The 14,441-nt window shown below is 67.4% G+C and carries 8 protein-coding genes and 3 pseudogenes; 5 read left to right on the forward strand and 6 right to left on the reverse strand.

Annotated features, from left to right (window positions below):
* Window positions 1-6: 6 nt before the first annotated feature.
* The 4 genes and pseudogenes from OVA11_RS17165 to OVA11_RS19735 all read right to left on the reverse strand — a co-directional run.
* A complete protein-coding gene (locus tag OVA11_RS17165; RefSeq protein WP_268068458.1) occupies window positions 7-1,692 on the reverse strand; it encodes a glycoside hydrolase family 43 protein in 1,686 nt (561 codons plus the stop codon).
* Window positions 1,693-1,833: 141 nt separating this feature from the next.
* A complete protein-coding gene (locus OVA11_RS17170) occupies window positions 1,834-2,991 on the reverse strand; it encodes an endo-1,4-beta-xylanase (protein WP_268068459.1) in 1,158 nt (385 codons plus the stop codon).
* Window positions 2,992-3,135: 144 nt separating this feature from the next.
* Window positions 3,136-4,752 (reverse strand): TonB-dependent receptor, encoded by a 1,617-nt coding sequence (locus OVA11_RS19730; protein WP_326493065.1) that lies wholly within the window; start codon window positions 4,750-4,752, stop codon window positions 3,136-3,138.
* Window positions 4,721-6,412, reverse strand: a pseudogene (locus tag OVA11_RS19735) (TonB-dependent receptor); the annotation flags it as partial. The gene OVA11_RS19730 and the pseudogene OVA11_RS19735, both read right to left, overlap by 32 nt.
* 403 nt (window positions 6,413-6,815) lie before the next feature.
* Here OVA11_RS19735 and OVA11_RS17180 point away from each other — a divergent pair.
* From OVA11_RS17180 to OVA11_RS17195, 4 genes and pseudogenes are all read left to right on the forward strand, one after another.
* The gene (locus tag OVA11_RS17180) at window positions 6,816-8,324 is read left to right on the forward strand and encodes a tryptophan halogenase family protein (protein WP_268068460.1); all 1,509 of its coding nucleotides are present in this window, start codon (window positions 6,816-6,818) and stop codon (window positions 8,322-8,324) included.
* Window positions 8,321-9,443: pseudogene (locus OVA11_RS17185) on the forward strand (tryptophan 7-halogenase). Before OVA11_RS17180 ends, OVA11_RS17185 begins: the two are co-directional and overlap by 4 nt.
* Before the next feature lie 144 nt (window positions 9,444-9,587).
* The gene (locus OVA11_RS17190; RefSeq protein ID WP_268068461.1) at window positions 9,588-11,102 is read left to right on the forward strand and encodes a tryptophan halogenase family protein; all 1,515 of its coding nucleotides are present in this window, start codon (window positions 9,588-9,590) and stop codon (window positions 11,100-11,102) included.
* On the forward strand, window positions 11,099-12,610 hold the full coding sequence (locus OVA11_RS17195; protein WP_268068462.1) for a tryptophan halogenase family protein: 1,512 nt from the start codon (window positions 11,099-11,101) through the stop codon (window positions 12,608-12,610). The genes OVA11_RS17190 and OVA11_RS17195 overlap by 4 nt, the downstream gene beginning before the upstream one ends.
* 26 nt (window positions 12,611-12,636) lie before the next feature.
* On the opposite strand, the pseudogene OVA11_RS17200 reads toward OVA11_RS17195, so the two are convergent.
* A pseudogene (locus tag OVA11_RS17200) lies at window positions 12,637-12,778 on the reverse strand (hypothetical protein); the annotation flags it as partial.
* A 19-nt stretch (window positions 12,779-12,797) separates the two neighbouring features.
* Here OVA11_RS17200 and OVA11_RS17205 point away from each other — a divergent pair.
* Window positions 12,798-13,088 (forward strand): GIY-YIG nuclease family protein, encoded by a 291-nt coding sequence (locus tag OVA11_RS17205; protein ID WP_268068463.1) that lies wholly within the window; start codon window positions 12,798-12,800, stop codon window positions 13,086-13,088.
* Between the two features lie 36 nt (window positions 13,089-13,124).
* Here OVA11_RS17205 and OVA11_RS17210 read toward each other — a convergent pair whose 3' ends face one another.
* Window positions 13,125-14,441 carry an amidohydrolase gene (locus tag OVA11_RS17210; protein WP_268068464.1) on the reverse strand — a complete coding sequence of 439 codons (1,317 nt, stop codon included), beginning with the start codon at window positions 14,439-14,441 and terminating at the stop codon, window positions 13,125-13,127.

The raw sequence follows: 14,441 nt of genomic DNA on the forward strand, positions 1-14,441 counted from the left end.
CCCCCCCTACTCCTCCACCCCATGGGCGTAGACGCCCAGCATGGTCCCGACAAACCCGCCGGCCACCTTGGTGCTGAGGGTCGTGGCGTCCGCCCCCGCCTGCAGCGTCTCCCACAGGCCAGGCTTGGCGGCGTAGGCGAAGTCCATGGTCCCGCCGCGCACGGCGATCTTCAGGTCCAGGCCCTGGCCAGGCTTCAGCGCCACCGGCGCCTGGGCCACCACCACGCCGTCGACCGGATCGTCCTTGCCCGTCCGCTTCTCGACCCGGACCACGATCTGGCCGCCGGCGCGCGAGAGACCCACGAACCAGTAGAAGTCGTCGCTCTGCACCGCCACCAGGCCCGCCTTGTCGCCGTCGGCCTTGGGGTCGAAGCGGACGGTCGTGCTGACGCTGGCGTTCATATGCTGCTGGCGGCGGGCCCAGATCGAGGGCTGCTCATGGCCGCCCAGCTTGTCCTTGCGGGCCTCCAGGCTCAGCGCCCCGTCCTTGACGCTCCACCAGCGCTTGCTGGGGATGCGCATGGTCATCCAGTTCAGGGGCAGTTCGGGACCGTCGAAGGTCTCGGCCGCCTTGAACGGGCCCGAGGTCGGGGCGGTCTGCAGCGCCGGCAGCTTGGGCGCGTCGGCGACATGGGGGATGGTCTTGCCGTTCTCCAGGATCACCGGCCAGCCGTCCTTCCACTCGACCGGCAAGAGGAAGGTCTCGCGGCCGGTGTTGTAGAGATCATCGCCATAGGGGCGCACAGCCAGGAAGGTCGCCCACCACTGGCCGTCCGGCGTGTCGACGATGTCGGCGTGGCCGGCCGAGGTGATCGGCAGCGGCCGGTCGCGCGGCAGGTCGCGCTGGGTCAGGATCGGATTGTCCTTATACGGAACATAAGGCCCGGTGACCGACTTCGAGCGCAGCACCACCTGGCTGTGGCCCTCGGCCGTGCCGCCCTCGGCGGCGGTCAGATAGTACCAGCCGTCCTTCTTCAGGATGTGCGGCCCCTCGGGCCAGATCGGCTTGGTTGAGGGATCGACGCCCTTGTTCAGCAAAAGCGTGGCAGGACCGATGGTCGTCTGGGTCTTGGGGTCGTATTCGTGGATCCAGAGGGCGCGGTGGCCCGGATATTCGGGCGGGCCCGGCGGCCCGTCGTTGTTGACGATCCACACGCGGCCGTCGTCGTCGAAGAAGATCGAGGGATCGATGCCCCCGACCTTGGGCAGCCAGACCGGATCGGACCACGGCCCCTTGGGGTCCTTGGCGGTGATCAGATAGTTGCCGCCGCAGTCGACGCAGGTGTTGAGGATGTAGAACATCCCCTGATGGGCCTGGATCGCCGGAGCGAACACCGCGCGCGACAGGCCAAGCCGCTTGAAGTCCAGCATGCCGGGCCGGTCTATGGCGTTGCCGATCTGCTTCCAGTGGACGAGGTCGGTGGAATGGAAGACCGGCAGGCCCGGGAACCAGGCGAAGGTCGAGTTGACCAGATAGAAGTCCTTGCCCGCCCGCGTCACGCTGGGGTCGGGATAGAAGCCCTGGACGACCGGGTTGCGGTACTGGCCGGGGCCGGCCTTGACCACGTCCGACGGGTCGGAGCCCTCATAGACGAAGTTCGAAAACTGGGCCGTCCGCGGCGCGGCTTGGACTGTGAGCGGCGCCAGCGCGGGGGTGGCCAGCAGGGCCAAGATCATTGCCGTTCGGATCATCCGCCTTACTCCTCCCGACCTTCCCGGCGAATGCCGGGACCCAGATGCATCCCGGGTAGAGGCCGTCCTTGAACGCCTTGAGCCTTACGATCTGGGCCCCGGCGTTCGCCGGGGAGATCGGGTTACTGATCGTGTCTCGCCCTACCGCGCCGGCGCGGCCTTCAGCGCCGCGGCCACCGCCTCGCGCAGGGGCTTGGGCTGATAGGTGTCGTCATAGAGGGTCGGACGCTTGGGCTGGCCGTCCTGGCGCGGCCAGCGGCCCTGCAGCCACGAGTACTTGTCGACCAGACCCCAGGCCAGGATCTCCTTGGTCTGGCGATAGCTCAGCATCTGGTCGAGGAAGGCCTTGCCATAGGCCGCCACCGCCGCGTCGCGCGGGCCAAAGTCGTAGGGCAGGCCCTTGTCGTGGACATCGAACTCGGTGACCAAGAGGTCATAGCCCATGCCGGTGACGTCGTTCAGGAACGCGGTCCACGCCTTCTCCTGCGGCTTGCCAAAGCCGGTGAAGCTGTCGGCGTTTTCGGCGCCGATGTGGCTCTGCACGCCCAGGGCGTCGACCGGCGTGCCGCGTTTCTTGAAGCCTTCCAGCAGCTTGAGCACGCCATAGCGGTGCTTCTCGTTGCCGGCCTCCTGGCTCATATAGTCGTTGTAGACGAGGCGGGCCTTGGGCGCGGCTTCGCGGGCCACGTGGAACGACAGGTCCAGCACCTCTTCCTTGCCCATGGCGTCGGAGAGGAAGGTCGAGCGGATCGAACCGTCGGCTGGATCGACCGTCTCGTTGACCACGTCCCACGAGATCATCTGCGGATAGCGTTGGCACAGGGCCTGGATGTGCTGGGTGACCATCTTGGCGGCGGCCTCGGCGGGCTTGGCCCCAAAGTCGTGGCGCTTCACCCAGTCGGGGAACCACTGCGGATGGTGCCACAGCAGGGTGTGGCCGCGCAGGGCCTGGCCGTTGGCCTTGGCGAAGTCGGCGATGCGGTCGGCGCGCTCGAAGTCGAAGCCCTGGGGGCCGCGCGCGCGCAGGACGTACCATTTCAGCTCGTTTTCATGGACCAGCACGCCGCACTCACGGGCCAGGATCTCGCGATACCGAGCGTCCTCGAAGGAGCCGGTGATCGAACCCTTGGGGCCGGCGCCGACGGCGCTGCCGAACGCGACGCCCTTGGCCTGGGCCAGCTCGCGCAACGAGGGTCCGTCGGCGGCCAGGGCCGGGCCCGCCAGGGCGCTGGCGGCGCCGGCGGCGAGAAGGTCGCGACGGGACAGGGTCATGACACGCACTCCAAGAAAAACGCGCACCGTTACGAGGGACGATGCGCGTGAAAAAGTTGGCAGGAGTAACCGAGCCCCGCCGCGGACCTCCGAAACGGAAAGAAGGCGTCGACGAAACTCTTCCGCGATCCCCGGCCCGAGGCGAACGCCTCAGGCCGGGTTTCGACGGAACTAGAAGCTGGCGCGCACGACGAACGTGTAGCGCCGGTCGTTCATGAACCACGAGCGGCCGGTCTTGAGCAGGTCGCTGTTGAGCACCTGGGTGGCGCGCGTGGTTTCGTTCAGCAGGTTCACGCCCTGGACACCGATCTTCATCTTGTCGTTGACCGTGTAGAAGAACGAACCGTCCAGCTGACCGGTCGCCTCGTTCATGATCGGCGCGTACGGCACGATCACGTCGCGGACGGTGAGCAGGAAGTCCGAACGCCAGCTGTAGGCCAGACGCGCCGAGACCTTGTTCTTCTCGTAGATGACCGCGAGGTTGGCGTTGTACTTCGACAGGCCCTGCAGCGGCAGCTTGCTGGTGTCGACCGTGGTCACGCGGCCGGCGCCGACATCGGGGTCGGTGGCCGACAGGGTGCTTTGCGGCACGCCCTCGCTCTCGATATAGCTGAAGTTGGCGTTGACGCCGAGACCGTCGAAGGGCTTGGGCAGGAAGTCGTAGAACTGCTGGTAGCCGACTTCGAAGCCCTTGATCTTGCCCGTCTGATCCGAGTTGCCCGGCGTCGTCACCAGGGCGCTGAACGTGGCGCCGTTGTTGGTGAACGGCAGACGCACCGTCGTGTTGGCGGCGACGTCGTTCAGCTCCTTGTAGAACAGAGCCAGCGTCAACGAGCCGACCGGCGCGAAGTACCATTCGACCGAGGCGTCGACGTTCTTCGAGGTCGTCGGCTTCAGGTACGGGTTGCCGACCGTGACGTTGCCGGAGGGCTGACCGTTGGTGATGCCGTCGAAGTTCGTGTTCAGCGACAGGTTATAGTAGTTGCGCGTCAGGCCGATGTCGGGCGGCGTCATCGTCTTGGACAGGCCCAGGCGATACTGCAGACCGTGCGGAGCCATGACCTTCAGGTTGAGGCTGGGCAGCCAGTACTCGAACGAGGTCTTGACCGAGCTGGGCACCGTGGCGCCGTTCTGCCAGGCCCGAGCGGCGGCGCGGACCTGCGGCGTCAGACTGCAGAAAGACGAGGGCACGAACGGAGCCTTCGGCTCGGGGCGACCCTGCCATTCGGTGAACTGAGCGACGCACTCTTGGTCCGAAGACAGGCCCGTCGCGATCGGGAAGGCCAGGAAGCCGTCCGACTGGCGCGTCGTCTTGGTGTAGCGCAGGCCGACGTTACCGCTGATCTGCAGGTCGCCGCTCTCGCCCTTGAACCGGGTCATGAGATAGGCCGACTTGGTCACCTCGTTGACGGGGTTGATTTCCTGCGGACGGAACGGCGTCCCCGGGATCACGCCGCAACGCTGGGCCGAAGGCACCCAGTTCTGCGGGCAGTTGCCGGCGAGGCGCGCCCGCCACTCGTCACCGACCGACAGGGCGAACTTGGAAACCAGATCGTAGTTGTCGGCGGTGTTGCGGCTGAAGAACAGGCGGCCGTCACCGACCGGCGAGGCGATCTTGCCCCGCATGAAGTTGTCGAAGCCGTACAGCTCGACCCGGCCGACGCTGGTGTCGCCGCCGGCCACGGCCGGGTTGCCGTTGATCGGATCGTCGAACCACACCGGGCCGTTGTTGCCCCAGATTTCGCTGAGGACGCCCCCAGTTGTAGGACGAGAAGCGGGTCGTCTGATCCCGCTCCGACCAGCGAACGCCGGCCTTGACCGAGTCGAACCAGGTGTCGTTGCGGAACTTGTATTCGACGTCGATCTTGGCGGCGTCTTCGGTGCCCTCCGACTTCTCGAAGTGGTCCATCGCCGAGCGCCAGAAGCTGTTGTAGGCGGCGGCGAGGTTGCCGTTGGCGCCGCGCGCATAGGACGGGCAGTTGTTGTTGAACGGCGAACAGTTGGACTGAGTCACGCCATTCGCCGGCGCCGTGAAGCTGACGTCCGGCAGCTTGTTGCCGTTCAGCGTGATGGCCGCGTTCTGGAAGCTGGAGCCCCAGATACCCATGCTGAGCGCATCGACCTTGGAGTCGACGTGCTGGGCGTCGAACTGGACGCCCCAGTGCTCGTTCGGCGTCCACTTGAAGTTGAAGCCATAGTCGGTGGTCTGGTTGGTGTTGTTCTCGTCGCGACGGATGTTGTTCGACTGCAGACCGTCGATCGGCGTGCGCGGATCGGACGAGAACTGGTCGGAACGCCAGCCGGTCGTGCCGGTGATGACACCGTTGGTGAACACGCCGTCTTCGTCGAAGCTGAACGTCGTGCCGGCCGCCGGACGCGAGTCACCGTTGCCGGCGACGTTGTCGGTGGCGATTTCGATGGCGCGCTCGGTCCACTTGGTCCGCGACTTGGAGTTCAGGTACTGGAACGCGGCCTGCATCGTGCCGTCGTTGCTCTTCCACTGCAGGGCGAGGGCCTGGCCCTGGCGCTTGCGGTCGTTCTCGGTCGAGCGCATCGCCGCGCCGCGCGGGAACCACACGCCCTTCGTGCCGTTGCCGCAGTTGGAGACGGCTTGGCCAAGGTTCGTGCGGCAGCCGAAGTTCGAGATCTGGATGGCGTCGTTGCGGCTGGACAGCTCGGAATGCACGAAGCTGGCCAGGACGCCGACTTGACCGATGTTGGTTTCGAAGCGGTCGCTGTAGAGGAACGAATAGGTCGGCTTCCAAGCCTTGACGAGGTCGCCATAGCTGGCTTCCGCCGACATCGACAGGATGCGCTTGTTGCTGTCGAACGGCAGGCGCGTGCGCAGGTTCACCGTGCCCGAGATGCCGCCTTCGATCATGTCGGCCGACGGGCTCTTGAACACGTCGACGCCGCCCATCAGCTCGGCCGGAACGTCGGCGAAGCTGAGGATGCGGCCGTTGTTGGCCGTGAAGGTGTCGCGGCCGTTCAGTTCCGAACGGATGAAATTCAGACCGCGCACCACCACGCCCGAGCCTTCGACCGAGAAGTGGTCGGGGTCGACGCTGGCGGCGAAGCGGTTGATGGCCACGCCCGGAACGCGCTGTAGCGCTTCGGTGACCGAGCGGTCCGGCAGGGCGCCGATGTCTTCGGCGGTGATCGAGTCGCCGATGATTTCCGACGACTGCTTCAGCTGCTGGCTGCTCTTGAGGCTCTGCTTGATGCTGGTGACGATGACTTCGTCGACCGTCTGGTTTTCGCTTTTCGCGGTCTGCGCCATGGCCGGCGCGCCGACGACCAGCGCGCCCAGCGCCAGCATCGAGGCTCCGTACTTCAGTCGCGTCGTGAAGGAATTGCGTCCGCCCCCGGCGGACAGCCTATTGGCCGTGCCCATTTTATCCACCTCCCCATTTGTTGTTGGTAGCAAGGTAGCGCTACCATTGATCATGTTACCGTGACCATTGTGGTCAGATCACACGACTGACCACCTGGCGTCAAGCGTTGTCACAAACGCCCAAGTCGTTTAGCCATAAGGAATGGGAACGTTACCATTTGGGGTAGTGGCCGCCGCCCGCACACGGGCTCGCGCGCCAAAGCCTCAAATCCTGGTCACCTCCCCATTCGTGGTCAGGCCGCGCAATGTCCGGATTCTGAACGTCCGGTAACAATAACGATGACAACGCCAGACAGCGTTGTCAATTTCTGGATTGAAAGACGGCCGTCGTTTTGAGGAGGCCGCGTATCGGGGGGAAGGCGGGATGAGGACCCAAGCGGTCAAGCCGTGGGCGGCGTGCGCGCCGGTTGGGGGCATGCCCTTTTCTACCCCCTGCGCCCGCCTCTAAGGTCGCGTCATGGACCCTATCCGCAAGATCGTCATCGTCGGCGGCGGCACGGCCGGCTGGATCAGCGCCTCGGGCCTGGCCGCTGTTCTCAAAGGTCTGCCGATCACCATCGAGCTGATCGAGTCCGCCGAGATCGGCACGGTCGGCGTCGGCGAGGCCACCGTCCCGCATATCCGCTATTTCAACGCCCGGCTCGGCCTCGACGAGGCCGACTTCATGCGCAAGACCCAGGCCACCATCAAGCTGGGCATCCAGTTCTGCGACTGGGGGCGCAAGGGTGAGGCCTATATCCACCCCTTCGGCGCCTATGGACACGCGATCGACGGCCTGCCGTTCCACCAGCACTGGCTGGCGGCCCGGGCGCGGGGCGAGGCCGGGCCCATCGAGACCTACAGCCTGCCGATCATGGCCAGCCTGGCGGGCAAGTTCGCCCCGCCCTCTTCTGATCCGCGCTCGCTGGGCTCGACCTTCAACTACGCCTACCAGTTCGACGCCAGCCTCTACGCCCAGTACCTGCGGGCCTATTCCGAGGCGCGGGGCGTGACCCGCACCGAGGGCAAGATTACCAGCGTCAAGCAGCGGCCCGACGACGGCTTCGTCACCGGCGTCACCCTGGAGGACGGCCGGGTGGTCGAGGGCGATCTCTTCGTCGACTGCTCGGGCTTCCGGGGTCTGTTGATCGAAGGCGCCCTGCAGGCCGGCTATGAGGACTGGACCCAGTGGCTGCCGTGCGACCGGGCCGTGGCCGCCCCCTGCGCGTCGGTCGAGGCGCCCACGCCCTACACCCGCGCCACCGCCGACAGGTTCGGCTGGCGCTGGCGCATCCCGCTGCAGCACCGGGTGGGCAACGGCCATGTCTATTGCTCCAGCTATGTCAGCGACGACGAGGCCGCCCGCGCTCTAGTCGAGAACCTGGACGGCGAGCTGCAGCAGGACCCGCGTTTCCTGCGGTTCGTCACCGGCCGCCGCAAGAAACAATGGTTCAAGAACGTCGTCGCCGTCGGCCTGTCGTCAGGCTTCCTCGAGCCGCTGGAGAGCACCTCGATCCACCTGATCCAGGTGGCGGTCACCACCCTCTTGGAACTGTTCCCGCATCGCGGTTTCGAGCCGGCCGACCAGGACGAGTACAACCGGGTGATGGATCTCGAGTTCGAGCGGATCCGCGACTTTCTGGTGCTGCACTATCACGCCAACCAGCGCGACGACTCCCCGTTCTGGATCGAGCGCCGCGAGGGGCCGATCCCCGACAGCCTGGCCTACAAGATGGCGCTGTTCCGCGAGCGCGGTGCTGTCGTCGGCTACAAGGACGGCTTCTTCCTCGAGCCCTCGTGGCTGGCCGTCTATCTTGGCCAGAACATCCTGCCGCAAGGCCATGACCCTCTGGTCGCGGCCAGCGATCCGGCCCGCACGGCGAAGATCATGGCTGACCTCTCGTCCGCTGTGAGCCGCACCGTCGAGGCCATGCCGACCCACGAGGCGTTCCTGCGTGCGATGGCGCAGGCGAGGACTCCGGCATGAGGCGGGTTCTGATCGTCGGCGCCGGGATCGACGCCTGGATGACCGCCGCCGCCCTGGCCACCGCGACCAAGGGACTGGCCGAGGTGCTGGTCGCCGAGACCGCCCCGCCGCCGTCAGGCCGGATCGCCGCCCTGCCCTCGCTGCAGGGCCTGCACGCCCGGCTCGGGATCAGCGCCGAGGTCTTGGCCAAGGACGCCCAGGCCCGGCCGCGCCTGGCCGCGCGCTACGGCGCGGCGGTCGAACCGTTCGGCGAGACCGGCGTCGGCATCGACGGCGTGGCCTTCCACCACTACTGGCTGGCCGCCGGTCGCCCCGGGGCGCTCAGCGACTGGAGCCTGGCCGCCCTGGCCGCCGCGCGCGGCCGCTTCGCGCCCGCCAGCCCCGATCCGCGCTCGCCGCTGTCGACCCTGAGCCATGGCCTGACCCTGGACGCGGCGAGCTATGCCGCGCTCCTCAAGCGCGTCGCCCTGGCCGCCGGCGCCGGGGGCGGACGGCCGCCCCGACGCCGACCTCAAGGTCGACGCCTCGGGCGGCGAAGGCTTGATGGTCGCGCGCGAGGCCTGGACCGACTGGAGCGCTTGGCTGCCGAACGGCGTCGCCCTGACGCAGGACAGCCTCGTCTCGACCTTCGCGCCAGCGCCGGCCAAGACCGGTCGCATCGCCCAGGCCATGGTCGGCGACACCGTCGCGGTCGGCGCCGCCTATGGCGTCCTTGGCGCGGGCGACGGCGGCGACCTGCACCGGCTGCAGGGCGACGTCTCGCGCCTGATCGCCCTCTTTCCCACCGGCCCCGCCGCCGTGGCCGAGTACAACCGCCTGGCCGAGTCGGCCCTGGAGCGCGCCCGCGACATGGCCATCCTGCGCTGGGGCGATCTGTCGGATCCGCCCGCGACCCTGGCCCGCAAGATCGAGCAGTTCGAGAGCCGGGGCCGCGTGGTCACCTATGACGACGAGGCCTGGCCCGAAAGCGCCTGGATCCACGCCTTCCTGGCGCGCGGGGTCGTCCCCAAGCGCTGGGACCCGCTGGCCGACCGGCTTGGCGCGGAGCGTACGCGCGAGATGCTGGGCCGGATGAAGGCCATGCTGGACCAGGCGGCGGAGGCGATGCCGCGTGTTTGAAGCCTTCCCCCAAGCCCCCTCCACCGCCGTTCGGCGGCCCCCCTCCCCCAGAGGGGGAGGAAGGTCTTCCTTCTGCCCCCTCCGGGGGCGGACGACCTGCGGAGTAGGTCAGGTGGGGGCCCGCGCGGCGCGGGGAGCCCACGCATGACCCCCTCCCCCATCCGCAGCGTCCTGATCGTCGGCGGCGGCACGGCCGGCTGGATGACGGCGGCCGCTCTGGCCAAGGCCCTGCCCAAGACCACCGCCGTCACCCTGGTGGAGTCCGAACAGATCGGCACCGTGGGCGTCGGCGAGGCGACGATCCCGCCGATCACCACGTTCAACCAGATCCTGGGCCTGGACGAGGCCGCGTTCATGCGGGCCACCAAGGCCAGCTTCAAGCTGGCCATCGAGTTCGTCGACTGGATGGGCCCGGGCCACCGCTACCTGCATCCGTTCGGGAGCTTTGGCCTGGATATCGAGGCGGTGAAGTTCCACCAGGTCTGGCTGCGCGCCCATCACGCGGGCTGGGCGCCGCCGATCGACGCCTTCAACCTGTCGGCCCAGGCCGCCCACCTGAACCGCTTCGCCCCGCCGTCGAAGGACCCGGGCCAGGTGCTGTCGAGCCTGAAATACGCCTTCCACTTCGACGCGGGCCTCTATGCGAAGTTCCTGCGCGACTATTCAGAGCCGCGCGGCGTCACCCGCGTCGAGGGAAAGGTCGCCAGTGTCCAGCAGCACGGCGAAACGGGCTTCGTCACCGGGGTGACCCTGGACGACGGCCGGGTGCTGGAGGCCGATCTCTTCGTCGACTGCTCGGGCTTCCGGGGTCTCTTGATCGAGCAGACCCTGCAGGCCGGCTATGACGACTGGAGCCACTGGCTGCCCAACGACCGGGCCGTGGCCATGCCCTGCGTGACCGGCGGCGATGGCCTGACCCCCTACACCCGCGCCACGGCCGATGCGGCCGGCTGGCGCTGGCGCATCCCGCTGCAGCACCGCACGGGCAACGGCTATGTCTATTCCAGCCGCGACATCAGCGACGAGGACGCGGTGGCCCGCCTGCGCGCCACCCTGGACGGCGAGCCCCTGGCCGAGCCGAACTTCCTGCGGTTCCAGGCCGGGCGCCGCAAGGCCGCCTGGGTCAAGAACGTGGTCGCCATCGGCCTGTCGTCGGGCTTCCTCGAGCCGCTGGAAAGCACCTCGATCCACCTGATCCAGGCGGGGATCACCAAGCTTCTGGCCCTGTTCCCCGACCGGGGCTTCGACCCTGTCGAGATCGCCGAGTACAACCGCCTGACCGCCCTGCAGGTCGAGCTGATCCGCGACTTCATCATCCTGCACTTCAAGGCCAACGCCCGCAGCGAGCCCTACTGGGTGCGCGCCCGCCAGATGGACATCCCCGAGAGCCTGCAGCGCAAGATCGACCTCTTCGCCGCCTCCGGGCGCCTGTTCCCGTCGGACCTTGATCTCTTCGCCGAGGCGAGCTGGATCGCCGTGCTGCTAGGCCAGGGGATCACGCCGCGCCGGCACGATCCGCTGGTCGACGCCTTCGACGAGACGTTCCTGAAGACCCAGCTGTCGCGGCTGGCCGGGATGATCCGCCAGACGGCGCAGGCCCTGCCGACCCACGATCAGTTCATCGCCCGCTACTGCGCCGCTTCCGAGCTCAAAGCATGACCCACGACCACCGCCTGCGCCGCATCGTCATCGTCGGCGGCGGCACCGCCGGCTGGATGACCGCCGCCGCCCTGGGGCGCTTTCTCAAGGACGGCTACACCAAGGTCACCCTGGTCGAGTCCGAGGCCATCGGCACGGTCGGCGTCGGCGAGTCGACCATCCCGCAGATCAACATCTTCAACCGGATGCTGGGGCTGGACGAAAACGACTTCGTCCGAAAGACCAAGGCGACCTTCAAGCTGGGCATCGACTTCGTCGACTGGCAGCGGATCGGCCACACCTATCACCATCCGTTCGGCCCCTATGGCGTCGACATGGAGGGCGTGTCGTTCCACGCCTATTGGCTGAAACTGCGGGCCATGGGCCTGGACGACGATCTGGGCGCCTACAGCCTGCAGACCGTGGGCGCGCGGCAGAGCAAGTTCATGCGCCCCAACGGCCAGGCCAACTCGCCGCTGGGCCAGATCGCCTACGCCTTCCAGTTCGACGCCGGGCTCTACGCCAGGTTCCTGCGGGAATACTCCGAGGCGCGCGGCGTCACCCGGCAGGAGGGCAAGATCGCCTCGGTCCAGCAGGACGGTCAGAGCGGCCACGTCACCTCGGTGACGCTGGAGAGCGGCCAGGTTATCGAGGGCGATCTCTTCATCGACTGCTCGGGCTTTCGGGGCCTGCTGATCGAGCAGACCCTGAAGACCGGCTATGAGGACTGGTCGCAGTGGCTGCTGAACGACCGGGCCATGGCCATGCCCTGCACGCTGGGCGGCTCGATGTCGCCGGTGACGCGGGCCACGGCCCGGCCGCACGGCTGGCAATGGCGCATCCCGCTGCAGCATCGCCTCGGCAACGGCTACGCCTATTCCAGCCGGCATGTCAGCGACGACGAGGCCCTGGCCGACCTGCTCAGCCAGCTGGACGGCGAGCCCCTGGCCGACCCGAACCTGATCCGCTTCACGCCGGGCCGCCGCAAGAAGAGCTGGAACGGCAATGTCGTGGCCATCGGCCTGTCGGCGGGGTTCATGGAGCCGCTGGAAAGCCAGTCGATCTATCTGATCCAGGTCGGCATCGCGCGCCTCCTGGCCCACTTCCCCGACCGCCATTTCCGGCAGGCCGACATCGACCGCTACAACCGGACCATGACGTTCGAGTACGAGAAGATCCGGGACTTCATCATCCTGCACTTCAAGGCCACGGCGCGCAGCGACACCCCCTACTGGGACTATCTGCGCGAGATGCCGATCCCAGACTATCTGGCCGACAAGATCGAGCTCTTCAAAGGCTCGGGCCGGGTGTTCCGCGAGAACGACGAGCTGTTCAACGACACCTCGTGGTTCGCGGTGTTCATCGGCCAGGGGATCATCCCGGAGAGCTACGACCCGATGGTCGACTGCATGAACGAGGGCCTGTTCAAGGCCCGCATGGCCGAGATCAAGGCGGTCATCGCCCGCTCCGCCGAGGTGATGCCGGGACACATGGAGTTCATCCGGGAGAACTGTGCAGCGGAGGGGTAGGGATAACCCCGTGAAAGGGTCCCCAAAACCGTGTCATCCCGGACGGCCCGGAGGGCCGATCCGGGACCCAGGGGGTGAAGAAACGCTGCGCCCGCCGCCCCTGGGTCCCGGCGCTCCGCGCTTCGCGCTCCGGCCGGGATGACACGAGCAGATTGCAGGAAATGCAATCTAAGATTACATTTTCTCGATGCGCTCTTACTTCGTCTACATCCTGGCGAGCGGACGGAACGGCACACTGTACATAGGCGTCACCGGCGATCTTGCGCGCCGCGTCTGGCAGCACCGCGAGGGGGCGCCCAGAGGCTTCACCGCAAAGTATGGGGTTACGAAGCTCGTCTGGTATCAGGAGTTCGCGGAGATCAGCGACGCCATTATCTACGAGAAGCGCATCAAGCGGTGGCGGCGCGCCTGGAAGCTCGAGCTTATCGAGGCGGAAAACCCGCAGTGGCTCGATCTGTACGAAACGCTGAACAACTAGCCCCAGCGCCACACCAATCGGGATCTCCAGCCCCCCCTACTTCCCCACCACATTCAGCACCGCCAGGGTCATCGCCTCGACCCCCGTGCGGATGGTCGGCTCGGCCATGGGGGCGAAGTACGGCGAGTGGTTGACCGGCAGCTCGCGGCCTTCAGCCTTGGCCTTGGCGACCTCGGCGGGGTCGGAGCCGCCAAGGCCGAAATAGACGGACGGCACGCCGGCCAGGATGAATTCCGAATAGTCCTCGGACGCCGAGCCCGGCTTGTCCTGGGCCACGGCGCGGGCGCCGAAGGCGGCCTTGAACACCACCGCGGTGCGGTCGGTCAGGGCCGCATCATTGACCACCATCTTGCCGCCCGGGGTCAGTTTCAGGTCGGCGGGCGGGGCGCCGGCCATGTCGGTCACCGCCTTCACCGTGCGGCGCACGCCGTCGAGGATCTTCTCGCGCACGGCGTTGTCCTGGGTGCGGATCGTGCCGCGGACCCGGGCCTTGTCGGGGATGATGTTGCCGGCGCTGCCCGCCTGGATCGAGCCGACCGTCACTACGCCGAACGCCGACGGATCCTTCTCACGGCTGATCACGCTCTGCACATCGACGGTGAAGCGGGCGGCCATCAGCACCGGGTCGATGGTGGCCGAGGGCATCGAGCCGTGCCCGCCCCGGCCGTTGAAGGTGATGTCGAGGCCGTCCGAGGTCGAGGTCAGCACCCCGGCCTTGTAATAGACCTCGCCGGCCGGGCCCGAGCCGACGTGCAGCGCAAAGCCGTAGTCGGGCTTGCCGCCGATCTTGTCCCACAGGCCGTCGTCCAGCATGGCGCGGGCGCCGCGAACCGTCTCCTCCGAGGGCTGGGCCACGAAAACCAGCGTACCCTTCCATTTGGCCTTCATCGCCACCAGCTGGCGCGCTGCGCCGACCCAGGCGGCCATGTGGATGTCGTGGCCGCAGGCATGGGCGACGAAGACCTTCTCGCCGTTCCAGGTGGCGGTGGCCTGGCTGGCCCAGGCCAGGCCCGACTTTTCCTGCATCGGCAGGCCGTCCAGCTCGGTGCGGATCAGCACCTTGGGGCCCTCGCCGTTCTTGAGCACCGCCACGACGCCGGTCTTGCCGACGCCCTCGGTGACGGTGAAGCCCAGCGCCCGCATCTGCGCGGCCAGCTTCTTGGCGGTCTCGACCTCCTGGAAGCCGAGCTCCGGGTGGGCGTGGATGTCCTTGTACAGCGCCTCCAGCGCCGGATAGTCGCGGTCGAGCTGGGCGCTGATCACCTTCTGCGTGGCGGGCACGTTCAGCGGCCCGGCCTGGGCGGCGGTGGCGATCAGCAAGACCAGGGCGGAGGCGGCGAACAGGGACTTCAT

The sequence above is a fragment of the Caulobacter sp. SL161 genome (genome assembly GCF_026672375.1).
In the GTDB taxonomy this organism is placed as follows: domain Bacteria; phylum Pseudomonadota; class Alphaproteobacteria; order Caulobacterales; family Caulobacteraceae; genus Caulobacter.

Bases quoted from the DNA above. Each gene is read 5' to 3' on its own strand.
- OVA11_RS17195 (WP_268068462.1), top strand. From the start codon at position 11,099: ATGACCCACGACCACCGCCTGCGCCGCATCGTCATCGTCGGCGGCGGC.
- OVA11_RS17190 (WP_268068461.1), top strand. From the start codon at position 9,588: ATGACCCCCTCCCCCATCCGCAGCGTCCTGATCGTCGGCGGCGGCACG.
- OVA11_RS17205 (WP_268068463.1), top strand. From the start codon at position 12,798: ATGCGCTCTTACTTCGTCTACATCCTGGCGAGCGGACGGAACGGCACA.
- OVA11_RS17210 (WP_268068464.1), bottom strand. From the start codon at position 14,441: ATGAAGTCCCTGTTCGCCGCCTCCGCCCTGGTCTTGCTGATCGCCACC.
- OVA11_RS17165 (WP_268068458.1), bottom strand. From the start codon at position 1,692: ATGATCCGAACGGCAATGATCTTGGCCCTGCTGGCCACCCCCGCGCTG.
- OVA11_RS17180 (WP_268068460.1), top strand. From the start codon at position 6,816: ATGGACCCTATCCGCAAGATCGTCATCGTCGGCGGCGGCACGGCCGGC.